This window comes from Kitasatospora sp. NPDC059599 (assembly GCF_042735125.1).
In the GTDB taxonomy this organism is placed as follows: Bacteria; Actinomycetota; Actinomycetes; order Streptomycetales; family Streptomycetaceae; genus Kitasatospora.
The window spans coordinates 13,853-26,553 of record NZ_JBHWCL010000035.1 but is presented as its reverse complement, the minus strand read 5'-3'; the positions used below and the strand labels follow the sequence as shown (position 1 = coordinate 26,553).

The following is a 12,701-nucleotide window of genomic DNA, read 5'->3' as shown; positions in this document are numbered from 1 at the left end:
TCCGACGGCGGCTGCGGCCGCCTCGGCGAAGCGCTCAAGATGGCGGCCGAGAGGGCGGCCGGGAGGACGGCCGCGATAGCGGCCGAAGGCGCTCCGGCCGTCGTCGACGGCGGCGCATTCCTTGCTCGGTGAGCGGATTTTCCCACCAGCACGCCGCCGCCGGTCGAGGCCGCGTCGGCCTGCTCCGCACCCGGCCTGCTCCGTACCGGCCCGCACCGAGCCCGCGACTATTCCGACAAGTCCCCGGCGAGGCCTGCGTCCTCGGCGAACGTGCTCGCGCCCGAGAGGTCGAGGTGGAAGGGGGATCCGTCGGCGAGCGGCGTCCACCCTCGCGCGAGAGCGGTCCGTACGGCCCGGGCGACATCAGCCGGAAGGATCGGCTTCGTCGGGCTGAACCAGTTCTGGGGGTGGATGCGATCGGTCCGGACGACCAACGTGGTTCCCGGGACTGTAGCGTCCTCGACCGCGATCGTCAGCGGCGTCCACCCGTTGACCTGACGGTGGGTCGGCTTGTGGCGGATGCGCCAACGGTAGGTGACACCGTCCACGACCGTGCGCCGGGACCCCTTCCTGACGAGCGCCACCGTCTGCTCCTTCACCTGCACGCACGGCCGACCCGACAGTGGCAGGGTGCCCTCCCCGGAGGCAAACCATTTTGGGGGAGCCTCTGCACGGTCACGAGCGGGGTCCGTGGTCTCCGGGACCACCTGACCTGGCCCGGTGCGGGCCCGGTCGCACGGGTGTGCCGTCCTCCCGGCCGCCGCGGAACCGTCATCCTGCCGGTCCCTCTCGCGCTCGCCGTCTCCGCCGCCGGCGCCGCCCGGGACCGACACGCACCGACCGCCGAGCCGCCCAGCCCGCCGTCGACACCGGTGTCAGGAGCGGAACGTGCGGCGGTAGGTGTCCGGCGGCACGCCGACCGTGCGGTGGAAGTGGCGGCGCAGCGTGGTGGCGGTGCCCATGCCGGTGGCACTGGCGATCCGCTCGATCCCGTCGTTGGTGGTCTCCAGCAACTCCTGTGCGTGGCGGATGCGTTGGATGAGCAGCCACTGCAGTGGCGTGGTGCCGGTGACCGCCCGGAAGTGCCGACCCAGGTGGCGCGAGCTCATCCGGGCCTGACGGGCGAGGTCCTCCACGGTCAGCGGCTGGTCGAGCCGCTCCAGCACCCACGGGAAGAGGTCGGCGAGCGGGTGGTTCTCCGGGGCGGGCACCGGAGTGGTGACGAACTGGGACTGGCCGCCGTCCCGGTGCGGCGGCACGACCAGGCGGCGGGCCACGGTGTTGGCGACCGCGGCGCCGTGGTCGAGGCGGACCAGGTGCAGGCACAGGTCCATGGCGGCGGCCTTGCCCGCGGAGGTGAGCACGCTGCCGTTGTCCACGTAGAGCACGTCCGGGTCCACCGTCACCCGCGGGTAGCGGGTGGCCAGTACGTCGGTGTGGGCCCAGTGCGTGGTGGCCCGCCAGCCGTCGAGCAGTCCGGCGGCGGCCAGCACGAACGCGCCGGTGCAGAGCGAGGCCACCCGCGCGCCCGCCTGGTGGGCCGCGCGCACGGCGTCGACCAGGTCGGTGGGCGGGTCCACGTCCACGTCGGCCCAGCCCGGGACGATCACGGTGTCGGCGGCCGCCAGCCGGTCGAGCCCGTGGTCGGGCTCCAGGCGGAACCGTTCGACCCGGACCGGGCCCGGGCCGCAGACCGCCAGGTCGTACCAGGGGCCGGTGAGGGCCGCCGGGCGCGAGCCGAACACCTCGTGCGCCAGGGCGAGTTCGAAATGCAGCATGCCGTCGGTGACGGCCAGGGCGACGGAAGCCATGTCCGGAATTGTACGAGCCGTGTCGTTCCGGACACTCACCGCCCGGCGGGCCGCACGAGCAGGATGGCGGCAACGGGAAACGCACAGGAAAGAGGCAGGACCATGGGGCAGTCGGTCGCGGTGTTCGGGGCGTACGGTCACACCGGGCGGTTCGTGGTGGCGGAGCTGCGGGAGCGGGGCTTCCGCCCGGTGCCGGTCGGCCGGGACGCCGGCAAGCTGGCGGCACTGGCGGCCGAGCACCCCGGCAGCGAGGCGCGGCCGGCCTCGGTCGAGGACGCGGACTCGCTGGACCGCGCGCTGGCCGGCACCGACGCGGTGATCAACTGCGCGGGGCCGTTCGCCGACACCGTCGCCCCGGTGGTCGAGGCGGCCCTGCGCGCCGGAATCCCCTACGTGGACGTGGCGGCGGAGATCGAGGCCAACCTGGACACCTTCGACCGGTTCGCCGAACGCGCCCGGGCCGCGGGCACCGTGGTGGTCCCCGCGATGGCCTTCTACGGCGGCCTCGGCGACCTGCTGGCCACCGCCGCGATGGACGACTGGACGGCGGCCGACGAGGTTCACATCGCCTACGGGCTGAACAGCTGGCACCCCACCCCGGGCACCCGGCTGTCGGGCACCGTCTCGCGGGAGCGGCGCGGTGACCGCCGGCTGCGCCACACCGGCGGCCGGCTGACGCACCACCAGGACGAGCTGCCGGCCCTGGAATGGGCCTTCCCCGAGCCGCTGGGCACCCGCCCGGTCATCGGCGAGTTCGCCATGGCGGACATCGTGACCGTGCCGAGCCACCTGGCCGTCACCGACCTGCACAGCTACATGACCGTCGAGGCCGTCCGGGACCTCGCCGCACCACAAACGCCCGCACCGGTCGCGGCCGACGAGCGGGGCCGCTCCGACCAGACCTTCCTGGTCGACGTGGTGGTGCGGAACGGCGGCGAGCGGCGTCGGGCGGTGGCCCGGGGCCGGGACATCTACGCCGTCTCCGCGCCGCTGGCGGTGGAAGCGGTGCACCGCATTCTCACCGGACGGACCCGGACGGTCGGGGTCGCCTCCGCGGGCGAGGCCTTCGACGCGGTCGACTTCCTGCGCGCGCTCTCCGGGCACCTGGACGTGGATCTGAACGTGGATCTGAACGTGGATCTGAACGTGGACGTGGACCCGTCCGTGGCCGTGGAACCCGCCGTGGCCGCCGGCCCGGCCCTCTGAGGTCGCACGCGGACGCTCCCGAGGCCGCCCCCGCTCAGGAGTCCTGGACGAGCAGCTTCCCCTGGTCGCCGTCCTCGGACACGAAGGCGAACAGCCTCGGCGACGCACCGAGGACGAGGCGGAACGGCACCCAGTTCGAGTCCAGTTGCAGAAGAAGCCGCCAAGGCCCGCCGTCCGGCCACTCCTCGCCCTGGAAGAACACCGGCGTCCCGCCGATCTTGTCGCCGTCGATCCCGATGCCGCCGATCCGCTCGACGCGGCGGTCCCGGTCGGCAGCCGGCAGCGCTGCGCGTTCCTCGTCCGTCAGGGCATCGGGCTCCTCGACGGAGCGAAGGCCGACGGTGAACTCCACCGCGGACCCGTCGCCCGCGTAGATCCCGGGTCCGGTCGCCAACGGGCGCACCGGGCCGGTGTAGTGGCCGCCCGGCTGGACGATCACCGCGTTCTCGCCGCCGTCGGGGTCGATGACGTCGGGATCGAAGAAGTCCTCCTCGTGATCGGCGTGGGTCACGAAGAGGTAGGCCGTCCTCCCGTGGCCGGCCGCTCCGAGGACCGGGCCCAGCTCGATCTGGCCGACGAACCGCATCGGCCGGTCCCACGCCGCGCTGATCGGCCACTCCGCGCCCGTGCGCCACACGGGTTGGCCGCCGAACTTGGTGATCGGCGTGGAGACCGGCCGGCCGGCCGCGGAGAAGCCCTCGATGCGCAGTGTCGTCACCATGCCCGACATGGTGCCAGCCGGCGGCGACATCCCGGCCCGGCCGGCCTTCGCCGGGAGGACCGTCCGCCGTCCACCGGCCTTACCCTGCCGGGGCACTGGACCTCTTGGACCTCGACACACGGTTACGCTGACCGTGATCAACAGGAGAAGCTCGACGGAGGGGCGCGGATGGATCTCGCCGGGAGGACCGTGGTGGTCACCGGGGCCGGGCGTGGGCTCGGCAGGGCGTTCGCGCTGCACGCGGGCCGGGCGGGCGCGCGCGTGCTCCTCTCCGCGCGCACCCTGGCTGCCGCCCGGAGGACGGCCGAGGAGGTGGCGGCCGACAGCGGTGCGCGGGCGGACGCGTTCGTCTGCGATCTGGCCGACCCGGCCACCGTGCGGGCTTTCGCGGCGGGCGTCGCCGCCCGCACCGACCGGGTGGACGTGCTGATCAACAACGGCGCCCGGTACCTGGCGGGCCCCGACCTGTGGGACGCCGACGACGAGGCGATCACGGACACCGTCGCCTCCGGCGCCACCGGCACCCTGCTGACGGTCAAGCACTTCCTGCCGCTGCTGCGCGCCTCCGAGGGCGCGGACGTGGTCAACCTGGTCTCCTCCGCCGCGGAGGCCCGGAACCACCGGTCCCAGGCGCATCCCGCGTTCTACGCGGCCAAGGCCGCCCAGGCCGGCTTCGCCGACGTCCTCTCCCACCGGCTCCGCCCCGAGGGCATCCGCGTCATCTCGCTCTACCCGCCGGACTTCACGGACGGCGACCCGCTCGACCCCACCTGGGACCGGGCCTCCCGGACCGCGGACGACCCGCTGACGGCCCGGTCCGTCCTCGACTGCGTCCTCTTCGCGATCGGTCAGCCACGGGACTGCTTCATCCGCTCGTTCCACTTCGAGCAGCTGTAGCCCCCGGGCGGCGGAGGAGAAGGGTCACCCGCCGACCCGCCATGCTCCCGCACGGTCCTCAAGGTCCGGACGCCCGGCCTGGAGAGGCGTTCGGCGCGGGTGGGTGCTCGACGACGCGCGATCAGCCGCCACCGGTTGGTTACTGGCCAGTAATTTGGCTGATCATCATCTCCCCTGAGTCTTCGTCAGATCGCTACGCTCCGGCAGTCGAGCGGTTCGAGCACAGATGGAGCACGTGATGGAACGACCCACCCCCAGCCGTGGACGCCGGACGGCAAGTGCCGTCCTCGCGGCGGCACTCGCCCTCGGCGGGGCCGCCGTCGCACAGCCGGCCGTCGCGGATTCGCAGGCCACGGCCGCGGCCGTGGCGGGTACCGGGTCGTTCCGCCTGGCCGACATCCCGATGAAGGACGGCGTCGTCCTCAAGGCCGACGTGTTCACGCCCGCCCCCGGGACGCCGGGGGCCGACCCGCAGGGGCGCTACCCGCTGCTGGTGCAGCCGGCCAGCTGGGGCCAGAACGACCTGGAGTACGTCGCCCAGGGCCGGGCGCTCGCCGCCGACGGGTACGTCGCCGTCACCTACACCGTGCGGGGCTTCTGGGGATCCGGCGGGCAGGTCGACGTCGCCGGGCCCAAGGACGTCGCCGACATCTCCACGGTGATCGACTGGGCGCTCGCGCACACCCCGGCCGACCCGGCCCGGATCGGCATGGTGGGGCTCTCGCTGGGCGGCGGCCTGACCCTGCTCGGAGCCGCCTTCGATCCGCGGATCAAGGCCGTCGCCTCGCTCAGCGGCTGGGCCGACCTCACCGACTCGCTCTACAGCGGGCAGACCCGGCACCTCGAGGCCGCGGCCGTGCTCGCCGGCATCCAGGCCCCGACCGGCCGCAAGAGCCCCGAGTTCGCGCGCGTGCTGAACGACCTCTTCGCCGACCGCGACCTGCCCGACGTCATCAGCTGGGCGGACACCCGCTCCCCGGCGCGCTACCTGGACCGGATCAACGCGAACGGCACCGCCGTCCTGATGGCCAACGCCTGGGGCGACAGCTTCTTCAACCCCAGCCAGGTCACCGACTTCTACCAGCGGCTGACCGTGCCCAAGAGCCTCGAACTGCGCCCCGGTGACCACGCGAGCCAGGAGTTCAGCGGACTGCTCGGGCTGGACAACGCCACCTGGAACAGCGCCCGTTCGTGGCTCGACCGGTACGTCAAGGGAGCCCCGGCCCCGGCCCCGGACCCTGGCACGCAGCCGGTCCACCTCGAAGTGCGCCCCTCCGGCACGTCCGAGAGCCACGCCGACTGGCAGTCCGTCAGCTCCCGCACCGAGCACCTCACGATCGGCGCCGACGCCCTCGGCCCCGACGCCCCCGGCACCGACACCCCTGGCGCGGGTGCTCCGGGCGCGGGTGCTCCCGGCGGCCCGGCCTCGACGGGGTGGCAGACCACCGTGCTCGGCGGTATCCCCTCCGGCGCGAGCGGCGGCGTCGCCCTGCTGTCCGGGCTCGTCGACCAGACCCTGCACCAGCCGCCGACCGTGGCCGTCCCCCTGCTGGCCCGCTCGGCCGCCCTCGTCCGGCAGTCCGAGCCCTACCCGCGGGGCCTGTCGCTGCGCGGCGTCGCCCGGGTGCACACCACGGTCACCGCGACCGCCCCGCAGGGCACGGTCGTCGCCTACCTCTACGACGTGGACGCGCTCGGCCTCGGCCGGCTGATCTCCCACGCGCCGCAGAGCTGGTCCGGGCGGACACCCGGGCAGCCGTTCCCCCTGGACGTCCCGCTCTTCGCCACCGCCTACGACCTGCCGGCCGGCCACCGCCTCGCCCTGGTGCTCGGCACCCGGGACGCCCTGTACGGCGGGGAGACTCCGCTCGGCTCCAGGGTGACCTTCGGCTCGACCAAGGCCGACCCGGCCGGCCTGACGCTGCCGGTGCGCTGATCGCCTGACCGCGTGACCGCGTGACCGCCGCCGGGAACCGTCCGGGACCGTCCGGGACCGGGAAGTTCCCGGGGCTCCCGGGGCTCCCGGCAGCGGCGAACGGCGTCGGGTCGGCCGTCAGTCAGCCGACCGTCCGTCAGTCGGTGTCGGTCGCGGCCAGCACGGCGATCTCGTGGCCGCCCGGCCGCAGCGCCGCCACGCCCAGGTCCCAGGCGATGTCGTGGAACCAGGCGGAGCCGGAAGCGGGGCGGAACCAGTGGGTCCGCCGGGCCGACTCGGCGACCTGCTCGACCGGGGCGTCCGCCGGAGCCCCGGTCAGCCCGGCGAGCGAGCGCCAGGCGGCCAGCCTCCCGTGGGCGCCGCACTCGCCCGGACCGTACGCGGACATCCGTACGGCCGCGGTGAACAGGGTCCGGAACACCTCCTCCGGGGTGGACGGGAGGAGCCCGGGCTCGTCCTCCTCCCACGCGGTCAGCGGCAGCCGCGCGAACACGGCCGGGAAGTCCTCCGGCCGGACCGGGTCGGGTGACCAGAAGTCCTGGGCGGCGATGCGGCCGTTCGAGTCCGTGCACCAGTGCCGGACGACCGCGCCCATCAGCTCCGCCGTCCCGGGGACGCTGATCTCGGTCATCTCGACGTCCGCGGTGCGTTCCCGCATCGCTTCCGTGGCGTGGAGTTCGACGGCGTCACGGCCCGTCGGGCCGAGGAGCCCCACGGTCCAGGTCCAGTCGGGTGCCGCGTCCTCCGGACGGATCAGCCCCCGCTCCTCCGGCAGCAGGTGCAGCGGCAGTCCGGCGAGCGGATGCTCCAGGAAGGCAGGCGTGCGAGCGAAGGCGAGGAGAGCAGGCGAGTCCTCGACCGGAACGCCGGCGAGCACCAACTCCTGCAGCAGACAGGCCCGGAACTCCCGGGGGTGCACCGCGTCCGGCTGCTCGCCGTACACCACCTGCTCGACGTCCTCGGCGCGCTGGCCGCGGGCGACCGTCGCCGCCAGCGCCCGCTCGGTCCGCTGACGCCGCAGGCCGTTCGAGGAGAGCGACAGAGGGGTCTGGAGCAGGGCGCGCAGGCTCTCCGGTGCCGCGTGACCGGCCAGGCTCCGGAGCAGATGGCCCAGCACCGCTTCGTGGTTCGCGGAAGGACCTCCCTCCGCTGCGGCCTGCCCGGCGATGTCCCCGCCGATACCCACGACCCAGTCGACGTCACCTGCGGACACCCGCAGGCCGATCTCGTGCTCCAAGGCGGCGACGTCCGCGTATTCGGCGGTGGACAGTGCCGCCACGGTGCAGGCCGACTGCTCGTTCATCCGGGTCGTTCTCGTCTCGGGCTCGCAGGGGTGGATGGTGTCGGCCGAGTCTAGGCCCCTGTCCGGCCGGGACGGTTCGGCGAGTCGGTCCGCCGGGATCGTCCGCCGGGACGGTCCGCCGCGACGGCGGCCCCGGCGGCGGTCGTGGCGGTGCTCATGCCGGCGGTCGTGGTGGTCGGAGGCGCGGTGACGTCCGCCCACACACCCGGGTCCTCCCGGGCCGAGCCCGGACACCCGGAGCGGCACCCCGCGACCTACCACCCCGCCCACGGAGTCCGGCACTCCCACGGCTGCTGCACCGTCGCGGCCACACCCGTGGGGCGTCATCCTCCGCGAGAAGGGCGCCGCGGGCGAGCCCGCCCCCGAAGCGAAAAGGCCCTGTGCCGGAGGCGGAAGACCGGAGAAAGTCACGTGACCCTGCCGATGGCACAGTGTTCCGTCAACGAACTCCTTTTCAGAGGAAGGACTTCACGGTTCCCACCCGTGGCTGTGGCCGTGGTCGGTCCGCGCACATCAGCGCATGTGGCTACCCCCCCCGGCACAAAGCGGTGACGCCGGGGAGATGATGGCCGGATGCCGAACATCACTGCTCGCACCGCTCTGCTCGATCACCTCCGCACGACCTTCCCCGGCCGTGTCATCGACGAGGTCCCGGGGGTCGAGGGGCCGATCGAGGAACGCGTGCCCGGATTCCGGGTGTTCAGGGTCCACCCCGCTCATCCCGGCGACTGGTGGCTGTACGTGACGTCCGGATGCTGGGACTCGACCCAACACGACGGCCACGGGATCGAGTTCTTCCTCGCGGCGCCACGCGACGAGTGGCTCAACCTGGAGAGCGTCACGATGAACGCCTTCTACCACTGCGGGCCGGCTCACCAACGGCTCGATGTCGGACACACCGTGCCGATCGGCAGGCCCTGGCTCGACGACTCGGACTGTGACCACTACCTGGTGAGTCTGCCCTATCCGTTCGGGCCCGACTTCGAGATCTGCAGGTGGGGCGACAACGCCCATGCCCGGATCCTGTGGCTGCTGCCGATCACCGAGGCGGAGAAGGACTTCCGACGGGAGGCCGGGCTGGAAGCGCTGGAGAGTCGATTCGAGGATCTGGAAATCGACCCGGTCGATCCCGGGCGGGCGTCCGTGGTCTGATACGCGGCACCCGGGGGTCAGGCCCCGAACGAACGCCGCTCGACGTGGTCGCACCGGCGGCGGACCCCGCTACCGCCGCAGGGTCAGAACGGCGGCTCCTGGACGAACTCGCCCGCCCCGGCCCAGGGGTCCTCCTGTTCCCGCCGCTCCGCCGCCTCCCGCTCCCGCCGCTCGGCGGCCGCGCGGCCCTCGGCGATCGTCGGGACGGCGGCGAGGGCCTCGGCCGGGCGGCCCTGCCTGATCAGCATCTCCGCCAGGTCGAAGTGAGCCGAGTCGTGGGTGGACGAGCGGAGAAGCGCCAGTGCCTCCTCCGAGCGGCCGTCCCGCTCCAGCAGCCGCGCCAGCGCGGTGTCCCACTCGCCGGGCTCCCGCTCGTTGAGGGCGGTGGCCTCCGCGATTCCCTCCGCGCAGCGGCCCGCCTCGCGCAGCAGCCAGAGCCGCAGGCGCAGGACCTGGTCCGGGTGCCCCTCGACGTACGCGCCGGTGAGGCCCTCCAGGAGTTCGAGCGCCGGACCGGGGCGGCCGTCGTCGACGAGCAGTTCCAGCGCCCAGTGGAGGAGGTTCCAGCAGTCGTAGTAGGCGTAGGTGGGCCGGCCGGTCTCGACGGCTTCGTCGATCCTTCCCTGGCGGACGAGGAGGTGCATCAGCGCCACACGGTCCTTCGGGTGGTCGTGGTCCTCGATCCCCTTGCGCAGCAGGGCCTCCGCTTCGGGTGCCCGCCCCGCGTCCTCCAGCGCCTTCGCGTACACGTCGAAGGCGGAGCGGTGATCTTCCGCGGCGAGGGCTCCCAGCTCGTCGATCAGGCCCAGCCGGGCGAGGAGTGCCGCGTAGTACTCCGGGAAGTTGACGGGATGACGTCGGCCCGAGGCCGTCTCGGCGCGCAGGACCTCGACGGCCTCGTCCGTACGCCCGGCACGTTCCAGGACCCGGGAGATCAGGAGCAGCACGTCCCACCGGTCCGTGCGGGCCGTCCGGGCCGTCCCGCACGATTGACCGCAGTGCTCGCACCCCGCGCGCTCCGTGTGCTCCGCGCGCTCCATGCGCTCCATGCGCTCCGCCACCTGCGTGAGCACCTCCAGGACCCGGTCGTCGCGCCCCTGCCCCTCGGTCACGTCGACCAGGCGCGACCGGAGCCAGAACTCACCGAGATGGGGCGTGAGCACGTCGATGGCTTCGTCGACCCGCCCGGCCTTCGCCGACAACTCGGCGTAGCGCGCGCACACGTGGCCGTCGCCCAGCTCGGTCGCGTCCGGGCGCACCATCGCGAGCGCTTCGTCGCCCTCGCCGCGCCGGATCATGATCTCGGCGGTGACCCACTCGGCGGCCCTCCAGCCGATGTCCGTGAACGGGTCCATCAGCGCCAGCGCCCGCTCGAACTCCCCGACTGCGGACAACTCCCGCGCCGCCGCCTCCGCGCAGTTCCAGTCCCCGCGCTCCTGCGCCGCCCGGATCAGCAGCTCCAACTGCCCCATTTCGAGGAGGCTTTGCGCCATCCAGGGGTAGACGCCGCCGTGGGTGCGCGCTTGGTGGGAAAGATCGTCGATGTTCACGCGGGCAGCCTACGAACCGCCACCGACAACCCCGGCTCGGCGGGCGGGGCACCGCGCGTGGAGCGGGTGACGTGCCGTACGTGACCCGGTCCGACGGCGCGCGTGGATAGGGTGCACTGTCATGGGTGACGACTGGCGGGACGACAGGATCGGCAGCGCCCTGAAGGGCGTGAACCCCACTGTGCTCCGGCGGCTTGACGCCGGCTTCGCGGTGGTCGGCGACGTGCAGTTCCTGCCGGGCTATTCGGTCCTGCTGGTGGACGAGCCCGGTGTGCGGCGCCTGTCCGATCTTCCGCGGACCAAACGGATGGCGTTCCTGGCGGACATGGACCGGTTGGGCGAGGCCGTGGAGCGGGCCTGCCGGAGCCTCGACCCGCAGTTCCGGCGCGTGAACCTGGAGATCCTCGGCAACACCGACGACTTCCTGCACGCGCACGTGTGGCCCCGGTTCGAGTGGGAGCGTCCGGATCTCGTCGGCCGCCCGGTGTGGCTGTACCCCGCGGAGAACTGGCGCGATCCTGCGCTCGCGCTGGGGCCGGAGCACGACTCCCTGCGCGAGGCGCTCGTCCACCAGCTCGACGTGCTGTCCGCGCCGGCCGCCGCTCCGGAAGGCGCGGGATGAGACGCGTCGGAGAACGAGCGCAACAGGCCTTCCACGGCGGGACGATGTCGCTGCGTCACGGCCGGATCGCCCGGTCCGCCAGGTAGGCCGGAGCTACGGAAGCCGCCGACGCCCCCGGTCACGACCGGAGCTGGCCACGACCGGAGCTGCCCGTCACGGCCGGCCTCAGTCGCGGTACTCGATGAGTCCGTCCACCCCGTGGTAGTGCCCGGACGCCAACTCGGTGGCGGCGGCGCGGAGGGCATCCAGCCAGCCCGCGTACCGGACGGTGTCGGGAACGAGGCCCTGCTCGGCGTAGAGCACCTGACCGTGCGTGCCGGCCGGAGCGGGGTCCAGGTCCAGGACGAACAGCGAACCGTCGCCCTCGCGCCCCAGCGGAATCCAGCCGCTGCGCCAGCAGTCGCCGAGCCGGATCTGCTCGTGCACCTCGTCGACGGACCACATGAAGTCCTCCACCTCCTGGTCGCGGAGCCCCGGCAGTTCGGAGAGGTCGGGGTGCTCGACGTCGGCCAGAGCGCCGTTGAGGTCGACCGCGCGGTGGATCGCGAGGGAGGCGGCGAACTCGGCGGGCAACGCAGGGCCCAACGCCCGCTCGACGGCGGCGATCTCCTCGGTTGTCGCAGGGCCTGCCAGGGCTGCGAGGCTCGCGGGCGCGTGTTCGGCCAACCAGTCCTCGATTCGCTTCCAAGCGTCGGCTACCGCGGTCCGCACCTGCTGGTCGAGATCGTTCATCGTGGTGTCCCCAACTCCGTTGCCGTCAGGTGGAGAACCTAGCCGGTCCCACTGACAAGGAAGTCGTCAGTACGTGTCGAGCACTTCGGGACGTCCGTCCTCGCCGCACGGCCCGGACAGCGGAACAGCCCCCGGCACGACCGGCGCGGCCGGAGCACGAGGGCCTGGCGAAGCCGCGGAAGAAGCGGCAGTCACCGGTCCGCGCGCGATGCGGGCGCGCCCGCCGGGCGGCAGGACGACGAGGTACTGCCGGTCGGCGTCCTCGACGCGGGCGAGCGTGACGGAGGTGCCGGCTGCCGCGAGCGCCTCGGCGGCCGGGCCGGCCTCCTCGGTCATCCGGTCGATCCGCGAGTGGAAGCGGGTGAGGCTCTTCGCGGGGCCGGTGATCCAGATGGCGATCCGCGCGCCCCGGCGCAGCGAGGTGAGCAGGTCGGTGCGCAGCGGCCCGTCGTCGGCCTCCTGGAGGAGCAGGTCGTGCAGGCGTTCCTGCCCGCACGGCCGGGACGGCGCGGCTTCGGCGAGCGCCCGGCACGTGCGGCACGAGGCGAGGGACTGCGGCTCGAAGAGGTGCAGGAACAGCTTGAGGTAGCGGCCGCGGATCCCGCAGAGGGTCCGGCCCAGGCCGCCGGCGTGCTCAACGCCGGGCACGCCTTCGACCTCGACCGCGGGGAACTCGGCCGGCTCGCGCGCGGTGGCGAAGGACCACGTCGCGCCCGAGGGGCCGACGTCGGGAGTGTCGATCATGCGGGGCAGCATGCCACGCCGGGAGCC

12 protein-coding genes are annotated in these 12,701 nt (G+C 73.4%); 5 read left to right on the top strand and 7 right to left on the bottom strand.

The features are described from left to right. Positions 1-227 precede the first annotated feature (227 nt). Positions 228-584 (bottom strand): hypothetical protein, encoded by a 357-nt coding sequence (locus tag ACFV04_RS15155; protein WP_380529351.1) that lies wholly within the window; start codon positions 582-584, stop codon positions 228-230. A gap of 291 nt (positions 585-875) precedes the next feature. Continuing rightward, positions 876-1,811 (bottom strand): helix-turn-helix domain-containing protein, encoded by a 936-nt coding sequence (locus tag ACFV04_RS15150; RefSeq protein WP_380347623.1) that lies wholly within the window; start codon positions 1,809-1,811, stop codon positions 876-878. Positions 1,812-1,913: 102 nt separating this feature from the next. Between ACFV04_RS15150 and ACFV04_RS15145 the strand changes: the two genes are divergently transcribed. Then, the gene (locus ACFV04_RS15145) at positions 1,914-3,017 is read left to right on the top strand and encodes a saccharopine dehydrogenase family protein (protein WP_380529348.1); all 1,104 of its coding nucleotides are present in this window, start codon (positions 1,914-1,916) and stop codon (positions 3,015-3,017) included. A 34-nt stretch (positions 3,018-3,051) separates the two neighbouring features. Here the strand turns inward: ACFV04_RS15145 and ACFV04_RS15140 are convergent, their stop codons facing one another. Then, positions 3,052-3,738, bottom strand: coding sequence for a hypothetical protein (locus tag ACFV04_RS15140; protein WP_380529347.1), 687 nt, complete (start codon positions 3,736-3,738; stop codon positions 3,052-3,054). 168 nt (positions 3,739-3,906) lie between these two features. Here ACFV04_RS15140 and ACFV04_RS15135 point away from each other — a divergent pair, with 168 nt between their 5' ends. Continuing rightward, positions 3,907-4,635, top strand: a complete 729-nt coding sequence (locus ACFV04_RS15135) for an SDR family oxidoreductase (protein WP_380529345.1) — start codon at positions 3,907-3,909, stop codon at positions 4,633-4,635. Between the two features lie 238 nt (positions 4,636-4,873). After that, on the top strand, positions 4,874-6,571 hold the full coding sequence (locus ACFV04_RS15130) for a CocE/NonD family hydrolase (protein WP_380529343.1): 1,698 nt from the start codon (positions 4,874-4,876) through the stop codon (positions 6,569-6,571). Between the two features lie 136 nt (positions 6,572-6,707). On the opposite strand, the gene ACFV04_RS15125 is transcribed toward ACFV04_RS15130, so the two are convergent. Beyond that, on the bottom strand, positions 6,708-7,874 hold the full coding sequence (locus tag ACFV04_RS15125; protein ID WP_380529341.1) for a DUF6183 family protein: 1,167 nt from the start codon (positions 7,872-7,874) through the stop codon (positions 6,708-6,710). 573 nt (positions 7,875-8,447) lie between these two features. Here ACFV04_RS15125 and ACFV04_RS15120 point away from each other — a divergent pair. Further along, positions 8,448-9,026 carry a suppressor of fused domain protein gene (locus tag ACFV04_RS15120; protein WP_380529339.1) on the top strand — a complete coding sequence of 193 codons (579 nt, stop codon included), beginning with the start codon at positions 8,448-8,450 and terminating at the stop codon, positions 9,024-9,026. Positions 9,027-9,109: 83 nt separating this feature from the next. On the opposite strand, the gene ACFV04_RS15115 is transcribed toward ACFV04_RS15120, so the two are convergent. Continuing rightward, positions 9,110-10,576, bottom strand: coding sequence for a hypothetical protein (locus ACFV04_RS15115; protein ID WP_380529337.1), 1,467 nt, complete (start codon positions 10,574-10,576; stop codon positions 9,110-9,112). 121 nt (positions 10,577-10,697) lie between these two features. Here ACFV04_RS15115 and ACFV04_RS15110 point away from each other — a divergent pair, with 121 nt between their 5' ends. Then, on the top strand, positions 10,698-11,198 hold the full coding sequence (locus ACFV04_RS15110) for an HIT family protein (protein WP_380347615.1): 501 nt from the start codon (positions 10,698-10,700) through the stop codon (positions 11,196-11,198). Positions 11,199-11,363: 165 nt separating this feature from the next. On the opposite strand, the gene ACFV04_RS15105 is transcribed toward ACFV04_RS15110, so the two are convergent. Both ACFV04_RS15105 and ACFV04_RS15100 read right to left on the bottom strand, forming a co-directional pair. Then, on the bottom strand, positions 11,364-11,930 hold the full coding sequence (locus tag ACFV04_RS15105; protein WP_380529335.1) for an SMI1/KNR4 family protein: 567 nt from the start codon (positions 11,928-11,930) through the stop codon (positions 11,364-11,366). A 66-nt stretch (positions 11,931-11,996) separates the two neighbouring features. Next, positions 11,997-12,674 carry a hypothetical protein gene (locus ACFV04_RS15100; protein ID WP_380529334.1) on the bottom strand — a complete coding sequence of 226 codons (678 nt, stop codon included), beginning with the start codon at positions 12,672-12,674 and terminating at the stop codon, positions 11,997-11,999. Positions 12,675-12,701 lie beyond the last annotated feature (27 nt).

Excerpts from the sequence above, each read along its gene's own strand:
- ACFV04_RS15125 (WP_380529341.1), bottom strand. The coding sequence starts at position 7,874 with ATGAACGAGCAGTCGGCCTGCACCGTGGCGGCACTGTCCACCGCCGAA.
- ACFV04_RS15140 (WP_380529347.1), bottom strand. The coding sequence starts at position 3,738 with ATGGTGACGACACTGCGCATCGAGGGCTTCTCCGCGGCCGGCCGGCCG.
- ACFV04_RS15100 (WP_380529334.1), bottom strand. The coding sequence starts at position 12,674 with ATGATCGACACTCCCGACGTCGGCCCCTCGGGCGCGACGTGGTCCTTC.
- ACFV04_RS15145 (WP_380529348.1), top strand. The coding sequence starts at position 1,914 with ATGGGGCAGTCGGTCGCGGTGTTCGGGGCGTACGGTCACACCGGGCGG.
- ACFV04_RS15110 (WP_380347615.1), top strand. The coding sequence starts at position 10,698 with ATGGGTGACGACTGGCGGGACGACAGGATCGGCAGCGCCCTGAAGGGC.
- ACFV04_RS15105 (WP_380529335.1), bottom strand. The coding sequence starts at position 11,930 with ATGAACGATCTCGACCAGCAGGTGCGGACCGCGGTAGCCGACGCTTGG.
- ACFV04_RS15120 (WP_380529339.1), top strand. The coding sequence starts at position 8,448 with ATGCCGAACATCACTGCTCGCACCGCTCTGCTCGATCACCTCCGCACG.
- ACFV04_RS15150 (WP_380347623.1), bottom strand. The coding sequence starts at position 1,811 with ATGGCTTCCGTCGCCCTGGCCGTCACCGACGGCATGCTGCATTTCGAA.
- ACFV04_RS15135 (WP_380529345.1), top strand. The coding sequence starts at position 3,907 with ATGGATCTCGCCGGGAGGACCGTGGTGGTCACCGGGGCCGGGCGTGGG.
- ACFV04_RS15130 (WP_380529343.1), top strand. The coding sequence starts at position 4,874 with ATGGAACGACCCACCCCCAGCCGTGGACGCCGGACGGCAAGTGCCGTC.